The 17739-nt window shown below is 71.9% G+C and carries 16 protein-coding genes and 2 pseudogenes; 5 read left to right on the forward strand and 13 right to left on the reverse strand.

Annotation, left to right across the window (positions count from 1 at the left end; translation table 11 throughout):
- Positions 1 to 40 precede the first annotated feature (40 nt).
- The 3 genes from ACFY32_RS17710 to ACFY32_RS17720 all read left to right on the forward strand — a co-directional run bounded on the left by ACFY32_RS17710 (position 41) and on the right by ACFY32_RS17720 (position 2688).
- On the forward strand, positions 41 to 952 hold the full coding sequence (locus ACFY32_RS17710) for a hypothetical protein (protein ID WP_390674640.1): 912 nt from the start codon (positions 41 to 43) through the stop codon (positions 950 to 952).
- A gap of 370 nt (positions 953 to 1322) precedes the next feature.
- A complete protein-coding gene (locus ACFY32_RS17715; RefSeq protein WP_390674641.1) occupies positions 1323 to 2327 on the forward strand; it encodes a hypothetical protein in 1005 nt (334 codons plus the stop codon).
- A gap of 1 nt (position 2328) precedes the next feature.
- The gene (locus ACFY32_RS17720) at positions 2329 to 2688 is read left to right on the forward strand and encodes a hypothetical protein (RefSeq protein WP_359197282.1); all 360 of its coding nucleotides are present in this window, start codon (positions 2329 to 2331) and stop codon (positions 2686 to 2688) included.
- 141 nt (positions 2689 to 2829) lie between these two features.
- Here ACFY32_RS17720 and ACFY32_RS17725 read toward each other — a convergent pair whose 3' ends face one another.
- Positions 2830 to 3873: an alpha/beta hydrolase gene (locus tag ACFY32_RS17725; protein ID WP_390674642.1), complete on the reverse strand. Its 1044-nt coding sequence runs from the start codon at positions 3871 to 3873 to the stop codon at positions 2830 to 2832.
- A gap of 333 nt (positions 3874 to 4206) precedes the next feature.
- Between ACFY32_RS17725 and ACFY32_RS17730 the strand changes: the two genes are divergently transcribed.
- Positions 4207 to 4464 carry a hypothetical protein gene (locus ACFY32_RS17730; protein ID WP_390674643.1) on the forward strand — a complete coding sequence of 86 codons (258 nt, stop codon included), beginning with the start codon at positions 4207 to 4209 and terminating at the stop codon, positions 4462 to 4464.
- A gap of 118 nt (positions 4465 to 4582) precedes the next feature.
- Here the strand turns inward: ACFY32_RS17730 and ACFY32_RS17735 are convergent, their stop codons facing one another.
- From ACFY32_RS17735 to ACFY32_RS17765, 7 genes are all read right to left on the reverse strand, one after another.
- The gene (locus tag ACFY32_RS17735) at positions 4583 to 4750 is read right to left on the reverse strand and encodes a hypothetical protein (protein WP_359197290.1); all 168 of its coding nucleotides are present in this window, start codon (positions 4748 to 4750) and stop codon (positions 4583 to 4585) included.
- A 69-nt stretch (positions 4751 to 4819) separates the two neighbouring features.
- Positions 4820 to 5617, reverse strand: coding sequence for an O-methyltransferase (locus tag ACFY32_RS17740; protein ID WP_390674644.1), 798 nt, complete (start codon positions 5615 to 5617; stop codon positions 4820 to 4822).
- A 38-nt stretch (positions 5618 to 5655) separates the two neighbouring features.
- Positions 5656 to 7143 carry an AarF/UbiB family protein gene (locus tag ACFY32_RS17745; protein WP_359197296.1) on the reverse strand — a complete coding sequence of 496 codons (1488 nt, stop codon included), beginning with the start codon at positions 7141 to 7143 and terminating at the stop codon, positions 5656 to 5658.
- A gap of 155 nt (positions 7144 to 7298) precedes the next feature.
- Positions 7299 to 7643, reverse strand: a complete 345-nt coding sequence (locus ACFY32_RS17750; protein WP_390674645.1) for a hypothetical protein — start codon at positions 7641 to 7643, stop codon at positions 7299 to 7301.
- A gap of 284 nt (positions 7644 to 7927) precedes the next feature.
- Positions 7928 to 9268 (reverse strand): hypothetical protein, encoded by a 1341-nt coding sequence (locus ACFY32_RS17755; RefSeq protein WP_390674646.1) that lies wholly within the window; start codon positions 9266 to 9268, stop codon positions 7928 to 7930.
- Positions 9269 to 9521: 253 nt separating this feature from the next.
- The gene (locus ACFY32_RS17760; RefSeq protein WP_390674647.1) at positions 9522 to 10892 is read right to left on the reverse strand and encodes a wax ester/triacylglycerol synthase domain-containing protein; all 1371 of its coding nucleotides are present in this window, start codon (positions 10890 to 10892) and stop codon (positions 9522 to 9524) included.
- An 872-nt stretch (positions 10893 to 11764) separates the two neighbouring features.
- A complete protein-coding gene (locus ACFY32_RS17765; protein ID WP_359197308.1) occupies positions 11765 to 12172 on the reverse strand; it encodes a DUF6278 family protein in 408 nt (135 codons plus the stop codon).
- Positions 12173 to 12329: 157 nt separating this feature from the next.
- On the opposite strand from ACFY32_RS17765, the pseudogene ACFY32_RS17770 reads away from it, so the two are divergent.
- Positions 12330 to 14158: pseudogene (locus ACFY32_RS17770) on the forward strand (SGNH/GDSL hydrolase family protein).
- Positions 14159 to 14360: 202 nt separating this feature from the next.
- On the opposite strand, the gene ACFY32_RS17775 reads toward ACFY32_RS17770, so the two are convergent.
- The 5 genes and pseudogenes from ACFY32_RS17775 to ACFY32_RS17795 all read right to left on the reverse strand — a co-directional run.
- Positions 14361 to 15140 carry an exodeoxyribonuclease III gene (locus tag ACFY32_RS17775; RefSeq protein ID WP_390674648.1) on the reverse strand — a complete coding sequence of 260 codons (780 nt, stop codon included), beginning with the start codon at positions 15138 to 15140 and terminating at the stop codon, positions 14361 to 14363.
- Positions 15141 to 15177: 37 nt separating this feature from the next.
- Positions 15178 to 15816 carry an MBL fold metallo-hydrolase gene (locus ACFY32_RS17780; protein ID WP_359197316.1) on the reverse strand — a complete coding sequence of 213 codons (639 nt, stop codon included), beginning with the start codon at positions 15814 to 15816 and terminating at the stop codon, positions 15178 to 15180.
- Positions 15817 to 15847: 31 nt separating this feature from the next.
- Entirely contained in the window at positions 15848 to 17143 is a 1296-nt protein-coding gene (gene pcaC, locus ACFY32_RS17785; RefSeq protein ID WP_359197319.1) for a 4-carboxymuconolactone decarboxylase, read from the reverse strand.
- A gap of 167 nt (positions 17144 to 17310) precedes the next feature.
- Positions 17311 to 17622, reverse strand: coding sequence for a hypothetical protein (locus ACFY32_RS17790; protein ID WP_359197321.1), 312 nt, complete (start codon positions 17620 to 17622; stop codon positions 17311 to 17313).
- A gap of 34 nt (positions 17623 to 17656) precedes the next feature.
- Positions 17657 to 17739 (reverse strand): annotated as a pseudogene (locus ACFY32_RS17795) (IS5/IS1182 family transposase); the annotation flags it as partial.

Consider the following 17739-nt stretch of genomic DNA (forward strand, 5'->3'; position numbering starts at 1 on the left):
GAAGGTGGGGACCGCGTCGGCAACCGTGCGAGGGAACTGTATGGACGTGCGAGCGAAACACCCTGTCGGCCTGCTCCTCGCCCTCCTGCTGGGTGCCTGCCTCCTGACCGGTTGCGGCGGCGGCCCGCACGCCGGCGACGGCCACGCCCGGTCGCTCCAGCAGCGGCAACAGGAGGGGCGCGCCCGTCAAGTGGCCGACGCCTGGCGGGGTTCCGCGTCCGCCGCCGCGTGGAGCGAGGGCTACTACCCGATGGCCGACGCGGTGCGGATACCGCGATCCGGTTGGCGCGGCAAGGCGGACGAGCAAGCCTACGAACGCGAGAACTTCGCCCTGCGCACCGACCTGCCGACGGCTTCCGCCGGGCACGGCAAGGTGGTCTGGAAGAGCGGAGGCACGCTGTCCCGTCCCCTGTGGGGAGCCCGGAAGGCGTACCGGTCGTTCGCCCGCGGCGACAGCGAGGGGCCCCGTCTGACCGTGACGGGAGTGAGGCTCGGCGAGACGACGATCACCACGAGCCGCGGCACGGCGACCGTACCCGCTTGGCTGTTCACGCTGGAGGGCTACGACACTCCCCTGGAGCGCGTCGCGGCGGTCCCGTCGCAACTTCCCGCACCGCCGATCACCCAGGCCGGACCAGGGTCCGCCGGCGGCCTCGAACGCCTCGCCCGGCTCGCCGGGATCGCGGGGGACGGCCGGTCCCTCACGGTGAGGGCCACCCACGGAGCCTGCGACGACGGCCCCGTCGTGAAGGCCGTGGAGACGGACGAGAGCGTGGTGCTGTACGCCTCGGTCGCCGGGGCGCGGAGCGGCCCCTGCACCGCCGCATTGCTGGAAGAGAGCGTAGGGGTCGAGCTACGAGAGCCCCTCGCCGGCCGCATCCTCCTGGACGCCTTCACCGGCCGGCCGGTGCCGTACGGGGAGTCCGACGGGCCGTCGCCGAGCTGGACCTGAAGGCCGCGGAACGGCCCCGGGGCGTCGCCCGGCACACGGTCACCCGACGGGCCGACCGGGGCAGCCCGCCGGAGGAGACGAACGTACAACACGTACAACGTCGTGGCGGACCTGTGGGGGTTCCGGGGTGGTGGCGCCCCGAACAGGATGTCAGTACGCGAAGGCTTCCGGGCGCTCCGATGCGAGGTCACCATCGCTCGCGTGGACCTGCCGGGTGGTCCGCGACGTCGTCTTGTGAAGGAGACCGCTCCATGCCCTCGACCGCAGAGGAATCCCGATCGCCCGGCGGGCCACCGCCCGCGCCGGTACCCGGGTCCGGCCGGCGGCACGTCGTTGCCCTCCCCGACGGCACCGGGAACGGACCCCGCTGATGGGCGACGCGACCACCGGTCGTCCCGGGCGGACCGTCCCGCCCCGGCGCCCGGGTCCGGCCGGCACCGGCGAGGCAACGGTGCTGGTGCTGCCCATGCCGGACGAGGAATTCGTCCCCTGCCGCCGTTGCCTCGCCGACACCTGCGACCGCGCCGCTCAGTACATCGAGAGCGACCTGCGGTCCCTGACCCTGGCCGCCGGGGGCACAGTGCCGCCCTGGCTGTCGGCGCCCGACGACCCCGACGACCGCATCCGCCGTCGCTGGCTGGTCGGTCACCACCTGGCGTTCGTCGTCTGGAGGCTGACCGGCCGCGCCCTGGCGGACCTCGCCCGTGTTCCCGCCGCCGAGGTGGTCGACCGGGCAACGCGGTTGTACGACCTCTACACCCTGCTCCTCCAGTACACGGGAAGCTGCTCGGCCGAGCGCTACGCGATGACGGTACGGGCCGACATGGCCGCCTGGCACCCCGCGCTCAGCGGCGAATGGCACCGCGACCACGCCGTCCTCCCCGGCTTGCTGCGGAACGCGCGGGCCACCCATTCCGCGGCGTTCCTGGCTCCGCTCACCGCGGCGGTCGGACTCAACCGCCATGTGCACATGGCCGTCGCGGGCCGACTCGTGCCCACCGGGCATTCTCTGCTTCGACAAGCCGGTCGGCAGGCCGGCCGGCGGCCCACCGAAGCCGAGGCCGACATCATCGACGCGTTCTTCCGGGTCCGGCGTACGGCCGTCTGCCACGACGCCTTCGCCGCCCAGGCCCTGCGGCGGCTCGCCCAGGTCGTGTGCGACATCACCGCCCACGGGCTGCACGACCTGGCGACACCGCCTCGCCTGGCGCCGCGGCACCAGCGGTACGCCGATGCCCTCTGCGCCTCCCACGTGTCGCCGGCGATCCCTCGGTGTCCCGCCGCGCGCCGGAGGAGGTCATCGACCCATCCTGCGCACGTACATCACCGGCACTCATCATCTCGAAGCCGTCGCAGCGCCGGGAAGGGACTATGAGGTGGCGGTTTCCCAGAACAGCACCCGCAACGCCATGTTCCACTTCGGACGGCTCCTGTGGGAGGACAGCCGGGCAACTGCCGGGCGCAAGGCCGCCGTCATCGCCTCCACTCCGGGCTGGGACTACGCCGGCGTCTACACGGCGCTCGGCTTCGAGATGCGCACCTTCGACGTGGACTCCCGTACGCACTTCCGCCCCGACCACCAGGACGTAGTCCTTCGTTTCCGGCGAGGTCCCTTCTCCTCTCTTTCGGGGCTGGTGCGGTTCCGCTGCCGCTCAGTGATCCGGGGGGAATTGCAGATCGATACCGAAGGGGAGTCCTTCGTCGGGTCTCGTAGGGGCTGCTGTCGGACGGCATGAGACGCGACGTCCTCTCGGATGTCAGGTGATGGGATCAGCGACGGCCGATCGGCGATGGGACAGGTGCGGGTCTCCTTCGGGGGCGGGAGCCACGGGCGGGTGGCTGTGCGGGGTTGTGACAGCTCCGGCGCGGGTGAGCCGTCACATTTGGTTCAGCCAGGCGACGAGCTGGTCGGCCGCCTGGCGTGCCTGAGGAGTGGCGGGCCGGGCGAGGCAGCCGTGCCGGGCGCCGGGGATGCGGTGGTGGACGGTGGTGACACCCACGGCCCGCAGCTCCTCGACGTAGAGTTCACCCGAGGTGCGCAGGGAGTCGTGCTCGCAGGTCAGCACGAGGGTCGGCGGGTGCTTCTCGTCGACGGGTGCCTCACCGGGGAAGGCCCGATGGTCGGTGAGGAAGTCGGCGCCGGCGTAGTTCAGGCAGGCGTCGGCTATGACGTCCGGGGAGAAGTACAGGTTGCCCGCGGCCCGGCGCACGACGGCGAGGTCGGCGGGGTTCCATGGGAAGAGGCTGCTGTGAAGTATGGGGTAGGCGAGCAGCAGGGAGGCCGGCAGGGGGGAGCCGTCGTCGAGGAGGCGGCGGACGACGCAGGCGGCGAGGTTGGCGCCGGCGCTCGCGCCTCCCAGGTGGAGGCGGTGGGGCGGTAGGCCGAAGATGTCGGCGGCGCGCCCCGCGGCCCATGACCAGCCGGCCGCCATGTCGTCGCCGGGCAGCGGATGACGCACCCCGTGCAGGGCTTTGCGGTAGTCGACGGCGAGCACCGGATGGCCGCGTGCGGCCAGGCTGAGGGCGACCCAGTGCGACTCGTTGGCATCCAGCGTGCCGCTGACGAAAGCTCCGCCGTGAGTCCAGACGAGGGCACTGCGGGGCGAGGTGTCGGGGCCGGTGTAGAGGCGGGCGGGCGGTCGTCCCGGCCCCAGGCGCACCTCCTGTACGGTGACGTCGGCCAGCTCGGGGTAGGTGCGTAACACGCCTACGGGGTCGGAGGTGTCCAGTACGTAGGAGACGGCGGGCCCTCCGGTCTCCAGGAACCGGTGCAGGTCCCCGAAGGACAGTTTGGCCGCGAAGTGACAGGGGGCACGGCCCAGCAGTTGCCGTCGGGGGCGTGCGGGCAGAAGGCGCACGGCGTGGGCGCCGACGACGGAAAGCAGGCGCCCACGGGTGATACGTGCCGGCGGGTTGGTCATGGCATCCTCTCGGGTGACCGAGTGACTACGGGTGGGGTGGGCCGTCACGGCCGGCAGCCGGAGGGCTCCGGAGCCGGGAGCGGGCGCGTCGCTTCGGTGGGGGGCACGGCTGGTGTGTCGTGCCGGCCGGGGAGCGGCTCGTGGGTAAGGGGTGCCGACGACGCGGGACGCGGTGACGGTGAGGGGGTTTCCGTCTCGGCCGGTGGCGAGGGTGACGAGTGCGGGGAAGGACCGAGGGTGCCGGGCGGCAGGCCGCCTGGACCGGCGTCGGCCGTCGCGGTGGGTGCCCGCGGAAGGGTTCGTGGTGGTGCCGGGTCCTCCGGTGCGGACTCCGTGGGAGAAGGGCTGACGCAGGGGGAGGCGGAAGGCCGGCCGGGCGGCGGCGTGGCGAGCGTGGACCGGGCCGGCGCCCAGGGAGTGGGAGACACGGTCACCCGGCGGGTGACGGCGGGAGGTGGCGCCGCGCGGAGGGCCGGGGGAACCGACGAGGGCGCGCTGGCCGTGCGCGCGGACGACGGAACGGGCGAGGCCGCCGCCGTCGGCACGGTGATGTGCACGGTGGCGCCGGGCCTCGGGTGCTGGAGCGAGTAGGTCAACGCGGCGATCAGACCAGTGGCAGCCGCCAGGAGGCCGACGACGACCTTACCGATGATCATGGGTTCCTTCCCCGGAGCATGAGGGTCTCCGACGGGCACATGAGCGGAGCCGACTACGTCCTCAGGGCGTCGAAGAAATGTCCGACGGAACGCAGGAAACGTATCGTCGCGAGCACCGCGGCAATGAGGGCGTCCGCCGTGTCCACGGGGCGCGTGGCGACGAGGTACAAGAAGGTGGTGAAGAGGAGCCAGAACGTCAGGCCGCGTCCACGGAAGAACATTGTCGCCTCCCGGCGTCGAGGGAGTTCATCGGTGTGCCCGCAGGGGGCCTCCTCCTCGTCACATCGTGTTCAGTCCGCCGGCCCGTCGCTCCGATCCGTCCCGGCGAATTCGGACATGACGTCTTCGTCACTCAGCTTGCGCGCCACGACGAGCCCTCGCGCGTACGGCAGTGACATGTCCTGCATCCGATCGTCGCCCCGTACCCGGCTCACCACGTCCTGGAGTGACAAGGTTGCGGGGCCGGGAGCCGGAGGGCGCGCGAAGCGCACCACGAAGATCCCACCCGGCCGCACATGGGGAACGAGCAGGTCCCAGTACGTGTGGTACTCGACCCGCCCCGAATCCACGACCACGAGGTCCAGCCTCCGGTCCTCCTCGGCGCCGCGGCGTGGTGCGGGCCCGGTATCCCGCGCACCGCGGTAGTCAGCACTCCCGGGACACCTGCCATGGAAGTCGATGCGGTCGGTGACTCCGGCCCTGGTCCACGCCTCCGTGGCGATCAGCGCCCAGTCGGGAACGTCTTCCCAACTGACGACCTGGCCGCCAGGAGGGACACCCATGGCCAGCGCGAGTGTCGCGTAACCGGTGAACGTCCCCACTTCCACGATGCGCCGGGCGTTGCACGAGGCCGCGAGCAGCGTCAGGAGCGTCGCCTCCCCGTGCGGTATCAGTACCGGCCCGGGAGCGGGCAGGTCCTGGGTGCGGTCGGCCAGCCAGCGCTGCGCCGGCGTGGGCGGAGTGGAGTCGAGTATCAGAGACCGGTACGCGGGGGGAACCAGACTCAGCAGTCGTACGTCCTGCGGCGGGCGGGAGCCGCTCCCCGGCCGTTGGGCGGCGCCGGGGGCGAGCGGTCGAGTGGGGCGCACGTGCTGCCGGCTCACTTCCCGCGCGTGATCGGGACCGGTCACCTCGTCCTCCGTCCGCGCCACAGCAGATAGACCGCGACGAGCGGTGCCAACTGCTTCGTCCGTATGCTGATCGATCTCGATTCGTCGTAACGGTTGAAGGACCTGAGCGTGGTCTCCCGGTTGGCCATGTCACGCACGATGTCCTGCAACTGAGCGGGCACGGCGCTGGCCGACGTGAGTCCTTCCAGCAGCGTGCGGGTGAGCTGGATCTCGGAGGTCGCCTCTTCGACCAGGGAATGCACGATCTGGCCGAGCACTTCGACGAACACGTCGATCACGGAGATCTCCGGCGTGAAGTAGCGCACGGACCCGTCGATGTTCGCGAAGGACTTACCGAGCACCGAGACGATGGGGTTGGTCGCGATTCCTCTCCTCGTGCTGCGCTGCAGCACCGCCGCGAACAGGCTGCCGAAATTCAGCTCCTCCATCGTCGCTGCGAACACCTGGGGCGTCAGCAGACTGATGTCCGCGCTGAATCCGGGCAGGTCGGCCCGTGGTGTGGCTTTGCCCATGGCCGTCCAGGCGCGAGCGGCACCCTGCCCGTCATTCTGCGAGACGCTCAGCAGGACGAGCATCAGTTGCATGCTCGTGTGGCGATCGATCTGACCGATCGAACCCCAGTCGATGACCGCGGCACCGTGTTCCGGGTCCACCAGGATGTTCCCGGGATGCGGGTCCGCGTGGAAGAAGCGCCTCTCGAAGTACCCGCGCAGCATGAAAGCGAGGAGGTCCCGGCCGATCGCTTCGCGGTCGTCGTCCTTGAACGCGGTGTGGTCGGCGTCGCGGATGTTCACTCCGGGGGCGAAGGTCTGGATCATCACTCTCTCGGTGGCGTGCAGCACATCGGGCACGCTCAGACTGCCGAAGCCGTGCACGTGCTTGCGAGCCGTGTCCATGTTCCGCGCTTCCGCCCGGAAATCGAGTTCGGGACGGATGGCGTCGAACACCACGGCGAGCATGGCCGGCAGATCCACCGTTTCGCTGAAGTGCGGGGCGCAACGCGCGAGGCGTTTGGTCGCCCGGCGCAGCAGCCGCATATCGGCGTTCATCACCGGTGCGATCCCGGGACGCTGCACCTTGACGACCACGTCCTCACCGCCGCGCAACCGGCCGCCGTACACCTGGGCCAGTGAGGCCGCGCCCAGCGGGCGGGCCGCATCGAGGTAGGCGAAACGGCTGCGCCACGCCGGTCCCAGATCCGCCGCCAGTACGGGCTCCATGGCCGCGAAGGGCAGGACCTCCGCCTGGTCGTGCAGCTTCTCCAATTCCTCGGCCAGCACCGGCGGGACGATGTCCGGACGGGTCGACAGGATCTGCCCCACCTTCATGTACAGCGGCCCGAGCCGCTCGAACGCCTCCCGCACCGCGATCGCGCGTCTCCTGGCGGCTTCCTCGACGTTGCCCGCGGACCTCCGTTCGGTGATCTCGCGCCTCAGCAGCTCGCCGGTGACCCGGGTGAGCAGCCGTAACCGCCCGGCACTCACGACGGCCGGCCGTACACCGGCACACCGGTACACCGTCCGAGTCCGACAGCCATACCACTCACCGTGCTCCTCCTTCTCGGCGCGGACCCCGGACGGGCCTCCCCATCCCGCCCGGGGTGCTCCTGCGGTCTACGTGCGGTGGCACATGCCGGGGCTCACGCGCCGGACACACCACCGGACGCACGGATGGACGCGCCGGCGGACGCGCCGCTCGGAGCGCTGCGGTCGCGGTCGTCGTCGGAGTCGATGGCGGGTCGCTCGTCCCTCCGGTCGTCCCGCCGAGCGGACTCACCGCGCTCCCTGCGGTCGTCGTCCCACCTGCGCGAACGCCGACGTCGTCGACCGTCGACCCGCACCAGGCGGACGATGCCGCGCCGCATGTCCCGTTCCGAATCGCTCATCCGGTCGAGGACGTCATCGGTCAGATCCCGTGCGCTGTCGATCACCTCGTCCAGGAAACGGGTGACCGGGGTGCGTCGGCCGCGTCGTCGAGAGCTCATGACATGCCCTTCTTCGAGTGAGTGGGATGGAGCGTCGGTTTCCATGCTCCGCGTGAGTCGATCCAGCGGGCTCACGCGATGCTTTTCCCGTGGTTCGGTGGGGAGGGAAAGGCCGGGTCGGCATGGGTCCCTCATCACCCTTTCGGCACTCCGATTCGACGGATGCGCCTCAGAACGAAAGTACTCAGAAAGTGCCACTGCCATGCCGTCGGGCCGCGGTCATCCTGTTGCATGAGTTGTATTTCCTTCGCCGTCGCCCGCGACCGGTCCTCCACGACAGGAGTTCAGGTGCGGCTCCGGTGCAGGGGAGCCGGAGGTGCGTGGCCGAGTTCCGCGGTGCTCAGCAGATCCCGTACGGACGGTAAGGCCGCGAAGGACCGGAACTCCCTCCGCAGCTCGGCCAGTCCCCGCCGCTGCCGACGCGAGCGCATCAGGTGTGGCAACTCCAGCAACTGCCGGCAACTGCCGCAGGCCTCGTCGATCCGTTTCTCCCGCAACAGCAGCCGGGTGAGGAGAAGCTGGGTCTGGGCGGCTGCCTGGCCGCTGCCCAGGGGCCGTTGCCGGAGGCAGTGGAGCAACTCGGTGACGGCGAGCGACCGGCGCCCGTCCGCCACGAGGACCTGGGCCTTCTGATACCGGAACGACGCTTCGGTGTACGTGCTGAACGCGGGCGGGATGTGCTCGTGCTCCGACGCGTGTCCTTCCCCGTACGCACGCTCGGCCAGGCCGAGATTGTCGTAGGCGCGCCGCGCTTCCCCGAGGAGGGCCTGGGACACCGCGAGTTGGGTGAGGACGTAGGCGCGGACCCCGGCCGGGGCACTCGCGTCCATCGCCTCCCGGGCACGTTCGGCAACTCGCAGAGCATGCCGTCGGTGCCCCAGAAGTGAGGCCTGGGCACTGATGGCGCGCAGCACGGTGGCGTACGTGACGCTGTCGCCGGCCGCGACCGCGAGATCGGCGGCGGCATGGTAGTAGCGCTGCGCCAGCCCGCTGGCGTCGTCGTCCTGGGCTATGCGGGCGAGCAGGTGGACGAGCCGGGCCGTGTCGGCCAGGCGTGGCCCCGCGGTCGGGCCGCTGACGCGTATGGACGGTATGGCTTCGTGGCGCACGTAGGCCGCCAGAGCGGTCCGGGCCCGCCACCCTCCCACGTCGGCCGCCTGGGCGAAGAAGGACACCGCGTCGTTCAGCGTCCGCGAGATCGAATCCTCGGGCGCCAGGCGGGAAGGGGCGTCCGCGGCGTCGCCGAGGACGGGCGCCACCGGTGGCGGAAAGACCCGGTAGGTGAACTCGCCGGTGAGGAGGGAGCGGGACTCCAGCAACGGTTCGAGGCGAGCCAGCGGGTCGCTGGGCACCGCCTCCTGTTCCGGCTCCGGCGGCCAGCCGGCGTCGGCGGGGCCCAGGGAACGGCGCAACCGGCGGCTGAGCGCCTCGATGACGAACTGCCTGCGCCGGGAGTGCGGCACCGTACCGCTGAGCCAGCGGGACACCGAGGACCGGTCGTAGCGAGCCTGCTCACCGTTTTCCACGGCGATCTCGTTCACTTTCCGTGCCAGTTGTTCTTCCGTCCACTCGGCCTCGGCGAGCAGCGCGCGCAGTGACGCGTTGGCAGGGCGTTTCCCGGGCATGATGCCTCCCTGTCAGGTTGCGAGGTGGTGCGGGCGGGAACCGGGCGGAGTCGCCCCGCGCGGGGCGGGCCGGCCACTGCGCGCCGGTTCGCGATGGTCGGGTGTCCCGCTGTCGTGCCCGGCGGCCGCCGCTCGGACGTGTCACCCGGGACGTGCCGGCGACGTGTCACCCGGGACGTGCCGGCGGTGATCGCCACAGCCGTCCCGCCGGGTACCGTCGCGGCGGGTGGTGTGGTCCGCCGCGGACCGGACGTCAGTCCGCGGCGCGAGCGGGACCTCCCGACACCGGTCGGTCGGTGCCCGCGGCAGCGGCCCCCGGGGACTCGTCGAGGCCGACCGCCTCCATGACGCTCCGCCGGATGTGCTGGGCCAACCCGTCCGGGTCCGGAACGACCGACGGGTCGACGGTCAGGGTGAGGTGGCAGCGGCCGGCATAGGTGACGGTCGTCACGGTGGCTCCGCTGCCCAGGGTGGGAGCGATGCCGTACACCTTCGCCACGGGCGTCCCGGCGAGCACCGCCGCTCGTCTCGGGCCGGGGATGCTGGTGCTGAGGAAGTCGAACGTGGCACAGAAGCGGTGGAACACGGAGGGGAACCAGGCCCCCGGAGCGACCCGGATCGCCTGGGCGCCGGCGCCGAACCAGTCCGGTGCGTTGGGGTGGTAGGCGCGGATCGCGCCCCGGCGGGCAGCGCGCACCCGGTCGGTCCACGCGCCGGCCGCGGGCAGGCCCATGCGGATGACGAACCAGTGGTTGCCGACGGGGTTCGGGTCCTGGCGGGTCAACGGCGCTCGGGCGTAGGGGGCCAGGGTGTAGAACTTGGGGCGGTCGACCCCGGCAGAGCGGTAATAGCGGTGGCAGCCGGCGGTGACGGCCGCGACGAGCGCGTCCTGCTCGTTGCCCCCGCCTTCGGCGCCGGCGGCACGCAGCGCCGCCACCGGCACGTCCAGGCCGGTGTACCGACGGCTCACCCCGTCACCGTGCGCCGGGGGCAACTGAGGACGGTGCACCACCTGCTGGGTGATCTCCGCCGCCAGACGGGCCCAGGCGCCCCAGCGCCGGACCCTGGACGTGCGCCGCGTGCGCCCCGTCCGACGCGCCGGCCTCGCCGTCGCGGTGGTCGCACTCCCTTCCGCCGGCCTCGCCGCGTCGGTCACCGCGGCAGGAGGTACCACAGTGGGAGGCTGCCGCAGGAACATGTCCCGCAGGCGCATGCCGTCCACGATGGTGTGGGAGATCTTGAGCAGGTAGGCGGTACGTCCGCCCTCCAGCCCGTCGATGAGGTAGGCGTCCCAAGGGGCGCGACGGGGCACGAACGGCAGCGGCGTCAATGACTCCACCAGCGCGAAAAGGTCCTTCTCCGTTCCCTTGCCTTCGAGAGTGAGGCGTCGGATGTGCTGGGCCGGGTCGAACAGTTCGTCGGACACCCAGTAGGGAGCTGCGAACGGGTTCCTCGGGGTGACCACCCTGCCCGCCATCCGCGGCACGAAATGAGCGGCCTGCCGGTGCCACGCGTACAGGGCCGAAAGGTCCACCGTGTCGTCGAGGACCACCAGCAGCACGATGACGGGATGTACCCTCGGGTCCTTCTCCAGGCGCCACATGAGCAGATCCTTCGAACTCATGTGATCTTTTGTCTGACGGTTCCGGTCTCCGGTGCGGATCGGGTTCGGCATGGGCGCCCTCTCACTTGTTCGAAAAGTCAGTCCGGTCCGTATGCCGAGGTGAATCGTGCTCAAGAGATAGGACGGTCATGCCAGCGCAATTCAGTTTCCGTGTTGCACGCGTTGCATCTTTCCGTGCGCGGGCATGTGTGTACTCATATCGATCCGGGACGCTTTGGGTTCAGGGTCATTAGCCGTGCGTGAGTGAGCTGGTGGGGAATGCGTGGGCCTGGTTGCCGTATGCGCAGAAGAGCGTGTGACAGCCGGGGTTCCCGAGCCGGTGCGGGACCGGCCCCATGGGTTTTTCGATGAATACGCGACCGAACGTGAACGCTCCGCGGGCGCGAGCCGATTCGCGGCGACCCGCAACCCGACCGAAGGGAGAATCGGAAACCCACTCGGCCCGGCCGTGTTGCGACTCCCCCGGCGCCCGCGAGGTGATTGTTTCTCAGCGAGCCGCGGGGAACAGGCCGGACCGTGATCCAGGAGGGCGCCGCACCCGCGGGGCCGTGGAGGGTCCGCACCCCACCCGCCGGCGCAAGCTGACCTTCTCCCCCGGCAGGAGGAGTGATCTGCGGCCGGCGCCGGGCGGGTCCGGGTCGGTGGGGGGCTCGCGGCTGCCCTGTCGATCAGCCGCGTCCTGGCTGCCGCAACGTATCGAGCGCGGGTGACGCCTCACACCCGACACGCACTTTCCGGGCATAAGCCGTATTTACGGCCGGTGTTGTAGGACCGTCGTACCGCGCCGCCGCCGCACGCCAGTAGATCGTACGCCAGTGCCCGGTCCGCCAGTGCACCGCGCGTCAGCACATCTCGCGTCGGTGCATCTTGCGTCAGTACTCCGCGACCTCCGCGTACACCTGGGACAGTTCGGGCGCGCCGCTGGCCGCCCACTCCTGTCCCGAGGCGACGACGTCGAACTCCCGGCCGGAGTCGAGCCGGACGACCGGATGGCCGTCCGGCCACAACCGCCAGGCGGCCCCGGGCACGGTCCGGACGATGACGGTGCCCAGGTAGAGACCGGCGTCGTTGCCGAGCCGGTGCAGGTTCTCCTCGTCGTCCCGCCAGCGCGGCACCAACTGGTCGAGTTCCTCCAGCGAGGCCGGGGAGTCGTCCAGCCGGACGCCCTCCTGGGTGGCCTGGGAGCGGAGCAGTTCGCACTCGGCGAGCAGATCGGCGATGCCCTCCGGGTCCAGTGCCCCGGGGTCCTCGCGCCGCCTGCCCAGGAAGGGGATCTTCATACCCTCAGCCTGTCATTCGTACCGCCGTACGCACCACAGGCGCGCGGGCCTTGGCTTCTCGACGGGTTCACCGGCCGTTGCGGCATGGCGTGTTGACCCTTTACGCGGCTCTTTCTAGCTTCTCGGTGCGGCTGTCCGTCGAAGGGGAGGAACCGGGGTGCTCCGGTGGGTCCGTGGTGGTGCGCTCACGCTGGCGCTGCTGACGCTGCTCGGCCCGGGTGCCCCCGCGCCGGCCGCCGCGGGGCGGGACGCCGAGCGCCCGGCCGCCGGGGCGCGGCCCGCGGTGGGGCTTCCGCTGGAGCGGTACTTCGACAACACGGCGGTCAGTGCCGACGCCCGTCCGGGCGAGGCCGGCTTCGACGGCGCGGGCGCCTCGCTGTCGGCGCGGGACCTGACCGCCGCGGGCTGGACCCCGGGCCGCGTCCTCACCGTGCGGGGGCCCGGCTGACCTGGCCGGCCCGGCGTCCGGGCGAGCCGGACAACGTGCGGGCCGCCGGGCAGACGGTCCGCCTCGCCGGGCGCGGTGACGCCCTGGCGTTCCTGGTAGCGGGCACCTCCGGCACCGAGGCCGGCGGCCGGGGCGAGGTGGTGTACGCGGACGGCGGCCGCTCGGCGTACACGCTGACCGCCCCGCACTGGCGCACCGGCCCGCTCGCCACCAAGGCCGTCGCCCTGCCGCACATCAACACCCCGTCCGGCCGGCTCACCGAGCGGGCCCGGCTGTACGCGGTGACGGTGCCCGTCGCGCCCGGACGCGAGGTGGCCGGGGTGCGCCTGCCGCACGCGGCCGGTCTGCACGTGTTCGCGGTGTCGGTACGGGACTCCTCGCGGGGCTGGACGGGGAGCTGGGCGGCGTCGACGTCCGGGTATCCGGCGGTGGGACCGTGGGCGGACCGGACGCTGCGGCTGGTGGTGCACACCTCGGCCGGCGGGTCCCGGGTACGGGTGCGGTTCGACAACACCTTCGCGGCGGCGCCGGTACGGATCGGCGCCGCGACCGTGGCGGTACGGGCGTCCGGCGCGGCGGCGCGGGGCCGGCCGGTGGCGCTGTCGTTCGGCGGCGGAAGCGGGGTGGAGATCCCGGCGGGGGCGCAGGCGTACAGCGACCCGCTGCGCTTCGCCGTCCCGGCCGGTGCGGACCTGCTGGTGAGTTTCCATCTGCCCCGGCGGGTGGCGGCGGCGCCCGTGCACCGGCTCGCGGTGCAGCGGTCGTATCTGAGCGGGGCGGGTGATCACACGGCGGACGCCTCGGGCGCGCCGTACACCCCGGCCCTGACGAGCTGGCCGCTGCTGGCCGGGGTGGACGTCGGGGGCGGGCCCGGGTCGGTGGTACTGCTCGGGGACTCGATCACCGACGGCGACCGGTCGACCGTGGACGCCGACCGGCGGTGGCCCGATGTACTGGCCCGGCGTCTGCGGGCGCAGGACGCGGTGCCGCGCTACGGGGTGCTCAACCACGGCGTCTCCGGCAACCGCGTGGTCGCCGACCGCTATCCCGGCGACGGGGTCTCGGCCGACCAGGCCGGGGTGAGCGCCCTGAACCGCTTCGACCGCGATGTCCTCGCCCAGACCTCGGCGCGGACGGCCGTGGTGTTCGAGGGCGTCAACGACCTGCTGGCGGGCACCGACGCGCGGCGCGTGATCGCGGGCCTGCGCGCCCTCGCCGACCGGGGGCGGGCCGGCGGGCTCAGGATGCTCGGGGCGACGGTCCTGCCGTGCGGGGGCCGGTCGAGGTGCACGGCCGCCGTGGACGCCGAGCGGGCCGAGGTCAACGCCTGGATTCGGGCCTCCGGGGCCTTCGACGCCGTGCTCGACTTCGACGCCGTGCTGCGCGACCCGGCCGACCCGGCCCGGATGCGGCCCGCCTACGACAGCGGCGACCACCTGCACCCCGGCGACACGGGCCTCGCGGCCCTGGCACGGTCGGTGGACCTGCGGCTGCTGGCCCGGACGCCGGGGTCCACGACGGCGGACTCCCGGTCGTGAACCTCCGGCCGCCGTTCCAGGGCCTGTCGTTCGGATCAGGTCGCAGGGAGTCTGCCGCGCCTTCTCATGCCGGTGAGCGGGCCCTGGTGCGTGCGGATGCGAGGCGGAGGAGGGCGGCAGCGCGGAGCGTCGACAACCGACGGCAACGCCGCGGATGTGCGTGCCGGGCCCCGCGTCCGCGGGCTGATCCGGACGACAGGCCCTAGATGTCGAGGTCCACGACGACGGGCGCGTGGTCGGAGGCGCCCTTGCCCTTGCGCTCCTCGCGGTCCACGTAGGCGTCGGTGACGGCCTTCGCGAACGGCTCGTTGCCGTACACCAGGTCGATGCGCATGCCGCGGTTCTTGGGGAAGCCGAGCTGGCGGTAGTCCCAGTACGTGAACGGGTGGTCGTACTTCAGGGGGCGCGGGACCACGTCGGCGAGGCCGGCCTCGCGCAGGCCGGTGAGGGCGGCGCGCTCGGCGGGGGTGACGTGGGTGGCGCCCTCGAAGGCGGCGCGGTCGTAGACGTCGTCGTCCGTCGGCGCCACGTTGTAATCGCCCAGCACCGCGAACGGACGGCCGCCCGCGGCGTCGCCGGCGACGGCGGCGCGCAGCGCCTCGAACCACTGGAGCTTGTACGCGTAGTGCGGGTGGTCCACCTCGCGGCCGTTGGGCACGTACACCGACCAGACGCGGACCGGGCCGCAGGTGGCGGAGACCGCGCGGGGCTCCCGCACACCCTCGTAGCCGGGGTCGCCGGGCAGGCCCTTGACCACGTCTTCGAGGCCGACGCGGCTGATCACCGCCACCCCGTTCCACCGGCCGGTGGCGTGGACGGCGGCCTCGTAGCCCTGGTCGCGCAGCGCGTCGAACGGGAACTGGTCCTCGGCGACCTTGGCCTCCTGGAGGCAGAGCACATCGGTGCCGCTGCTCTCCAGCCAGGCCAGCAGCCTCGGCAGACGGGCGGTGATCGAGTTCACGTTCCAGGTCGCGATACGCATGTCCCACAACCTACCCGGCGGCACCGACAACGCCGTCTCAGACCTGTGCGGACTCCCCCGGTGCCAGGCGCAGGTGCTCCGCGCCGCCGCCGAGCGCGCCGATCTGGCGGTCGTAGACCGGGCGGGCGAGATCGGTGAGGAGGGCGTCGTGGATGTCGTAGGCGCGGTGCGGCCGGACCTCGCGGACGTACTCGATGACCTCGGAGATCTTGTTCCAGGGGGCCATCACGGGCAGCATCAGCGTCTCGACCGGGCTGCCGGGGACGGTGAGGGCGTCGCCGGGGTGGAAGACCTTGCCGCCGTCGATCAGGTAGCCGACGTTGGTGATCCGCGGGATGTCCGGGTGGATCACGGCGTGCAGCTCGCCGTGGACCTGGACGTCGAAGCCGGCGGCGGTGAAGGTGTCGCCGTGGCCGACGGTGTGCACCCGGCCCGGGAACGCGGCCGAGAGCTGCTCCGCGACCGCCCGCAGCGTCCAGATCTCGGTGCCCGGGTCGGCCTCCATGGCGGCGCGCAGCCGGGACTCGTCGAAGTGGTCGGGGTGCTCGTGGGTGACGAGGACGGCGTCCGCGCCGAGCGCGGCGTCCTCCTCGGTGAAGCCCCCGGGGTCGAGGACGAGGGTCCGTCCGTCCTTCTCCAGGCGGACGCAGGCGTGGGACATCTTCGTGAGCTTCATGTCTCCATCCTGGCCCCGGGGTCCGCACGGGTCACTCGGAGGGGGTGGTTTCCTCCAGGACGACCTGCTGGGCGACGCGGAACGCGCGGCCGGCCGCCGGCACCCCGCAGTAGACGGCCGTCTGGAGGAGCACTTCCTTGATGTCGTCCGGGGTGAGCCCGTTGCGCAGCGCGGCCCGCAGGTGCGGGGCCAGTTCCTCCAGGTGGCCGCCGGCGATCAGCGCGGCGAGGGTGACGCAGCTCCGGGTACGGCGGTCCAGGCCGGGCCGGTCCCAGACCTCGCCCCAGGCGTACCGGGTGAGCAGTTCCTGGAAGTCGCCGGAGAAGTCGCCGGCCTCGGCCAGCACCCGGTCGACGTGCGCGTCGCCGAGCACCTCGCGGCGGACCCGCATGCCGGTCTCGTACCGGTCGGGTCGGCCCTGGGCGCGCGGCGGGGCGGCGGGCGGGGCGATCTCGGCGACCGGCGCGGACTGCTGCGGTACGGGGACCGTGGCGGGCCTGGGCGGGACGGCGGGCATGACGGTCTGGCCGGTGGCGTCGGCGGCGGGCTGCCAGGCCGTACCGAAGTGCCGTACCAGGAGGTCGGTGACGGCGGCGGGCTGCTCGACCGGCACCAGGTGGGAGGCGCCGGGGACGACGGCGAGGCGGGAGTCGGGGATGCCGGCGACCAGGGTACGGGCCTCGGCGGGGCCGGTGACCTGATCTTCGGAGCCGACCAGCACCAGGGTGGGCACGCCCACGCGGCCCAGTTCCGGGCGGACGTCGAAGGAGGCGAGCGCCTCGCAGGCGGCGATGTAGCAGCCGGGGTCGGTGGTGCGGACCATCTGCACGGCCCACTCGGTGATCGCGGGCTGCGCGGCGGCGAACCCGCCGGTGAACCACCGGTCGGGCGAGCTGCGGGCGATGGGGTCCAGGCCGTTGGTACGGACGATCACACCGCGCTGGCGGAACTCGTCGGCGGTCCCGAAGCGCGGCGAGGCGGCGATCAGCGCGAGGGAGGCGAGGCGCTCGGGGTGGCGCAGGGCCAGCTCGACGCCGACCGCGCCGCCGAGCGCGCAGCCGGCGTACCCGAAGCGGTGCACGCCGAGGCCGTCCAGCGTGGCCAGCAGCCGTGCAGTGAGGTCGCCGACCGAACCGGCCGGGTGGGCGGGGGCGCCGCCGTGCCCCGGCAGATCGAACCGGAAGACCCTCCACTGCCGCACCAGCTCGGGGACCTGGCGGTCCCACATGTGCCAGGTGGTACCCAGTGAGGGACCGAGGATCAGGACGGGGGCGTCTTCTGGCCCGTCAAAGCGGTATTGCAGGGTGTTCGACGGTGTCTCACTCACGCCTCGCACCCTCTCACGTCTCACCTTCAGTCCTACCGCCAGGGCCAGAAAGTATGGGGCGAGGCCGGCACGGACGCCATGTGGGGCGGGGTGTGTGGAATCAGGCCGTCGGTAACGAGCCGGCGGTAGGCCTGGCGCAGGGTGCAGCTACCGACCCCGCCTACCGCTTACACCCTGTGCCGCCACCACATATTCTCTCCGCCGTCGGATCGCGTGGCGCAGTAGTAGTACTGATCACCACCGCCGTTGACGTTGCCGTATACAGACATGTTGTAGGTCTGCTTAGCTTCCAAGCAGAGGCCCTGGGGGGTAACGGGGCTGTTGGGGTCCGTCTGCGGGCTGAATTCGCGTACGAAGTCATTGACATAGGTGTATTGAGCGGCTGCCGAGGCGGAGCCTGCGGTGACCGCTACAGTTCCGGTCGCCGCCACCGCGATCAGGGCCAGACCCGCCGAAACTCGCTTTACCCGGTTCAACACTTTTCTGTCCTTTCACGACACGGAGCCTTTTCCATCATCGGTCTGAGCTGGCCAAATGCAGGGTCATGACCGCTCGGACGAGGCTTGTGACGCGAGTGGTCGAGCACCGCAGCTTGC

Origin of the sequence: Streptomyces sp. NPDC000134, from assembly GCF_042899225.1 — a bacterium.
In the GTDB taxonomy this organism is placed as follows: Bacteria; Actinomycetota; Actinomycetes; order Streptomycetales; family Streptomycetaceae; genus Streptomyces.

Excerpts from the sequence above, each read along its gene's own strand:
- ACFY32_RS17710 (WP_390674640.1), top strand. The coding sequence starts at position 41 with ATGGACGTGCGAGCGAAACACCCTGTCGGCCTGCTCCTCGCCCTCCTG.
- ACFY32_RS17715 (WP_390674641.1), top strand. The coding sequence starts at position 1,323 with ATGGGCGACGCGACCACCGGTCGTCCCGGGCGGACCGTCCCGCCCCGG.
- ACFY32_RS17725 (WP_390674642.1), bottom strand. The coding sequence starts at position 3,873 with ATGACCAACCCGCCGGCACGTATCACCCGTGGGCGCCTGCTTTCCGTC.
- ACFY32_RS17735 (WP_359197290.1), bottom strand. The coding sequence starts at position 4,750 with ATGTTCTTCCGTGGACGCGGCCTGACGTTCTGGCTCCTCTTCACCACC.
- ACFY32_RS17750 (WP_390674645.1), bottom strand. The coding sequence starts at position 7,643 with ATGAGCTCTCGACGACGCGGCCGACGCACCCCGGTCACCCGTTTCCTG.
- ACFY32_RS17755 (WP_390674646.1), bottom strand. The coding sequence starts at position 9,268 with ATGCCCGGGAAACGCCCTGCCAACGCGTCACTGCGCGCGCTGCTCGCC.
- ACFY32_RS17760 (WP_390674647.1), bottom strand. The coding sequence starts at position 10,892 with ATGAGTTCGAAGGATCTGCTCATGTGGCGCCTGGAGAAGGACCCGAGG.
- ACFY32_RS17765 (WP_359197308.1), bottom strand. The coding sequence starts at position 12,172 with ATGAAGATCCCCTTCCTGGGCAGGCGGCGCGAGGACCCCGGGGCACTG.
- ACFY32_RS17775 (WP_390674648.1), bottom strand. The coding sequence starts at position 15,140 with ATGCGTATCGCGACCTGGAACGTGAACTCGATCACCGCCCGTCTGCCG.
- ACFY32_RS17780 (WP_359197316.1), bottom strand. The coding sequence starts at position 15,816 with ATGAAGCTCACGAAGATGTCCCACGCCTGCGTCCGCCTGGAGAAGGAC.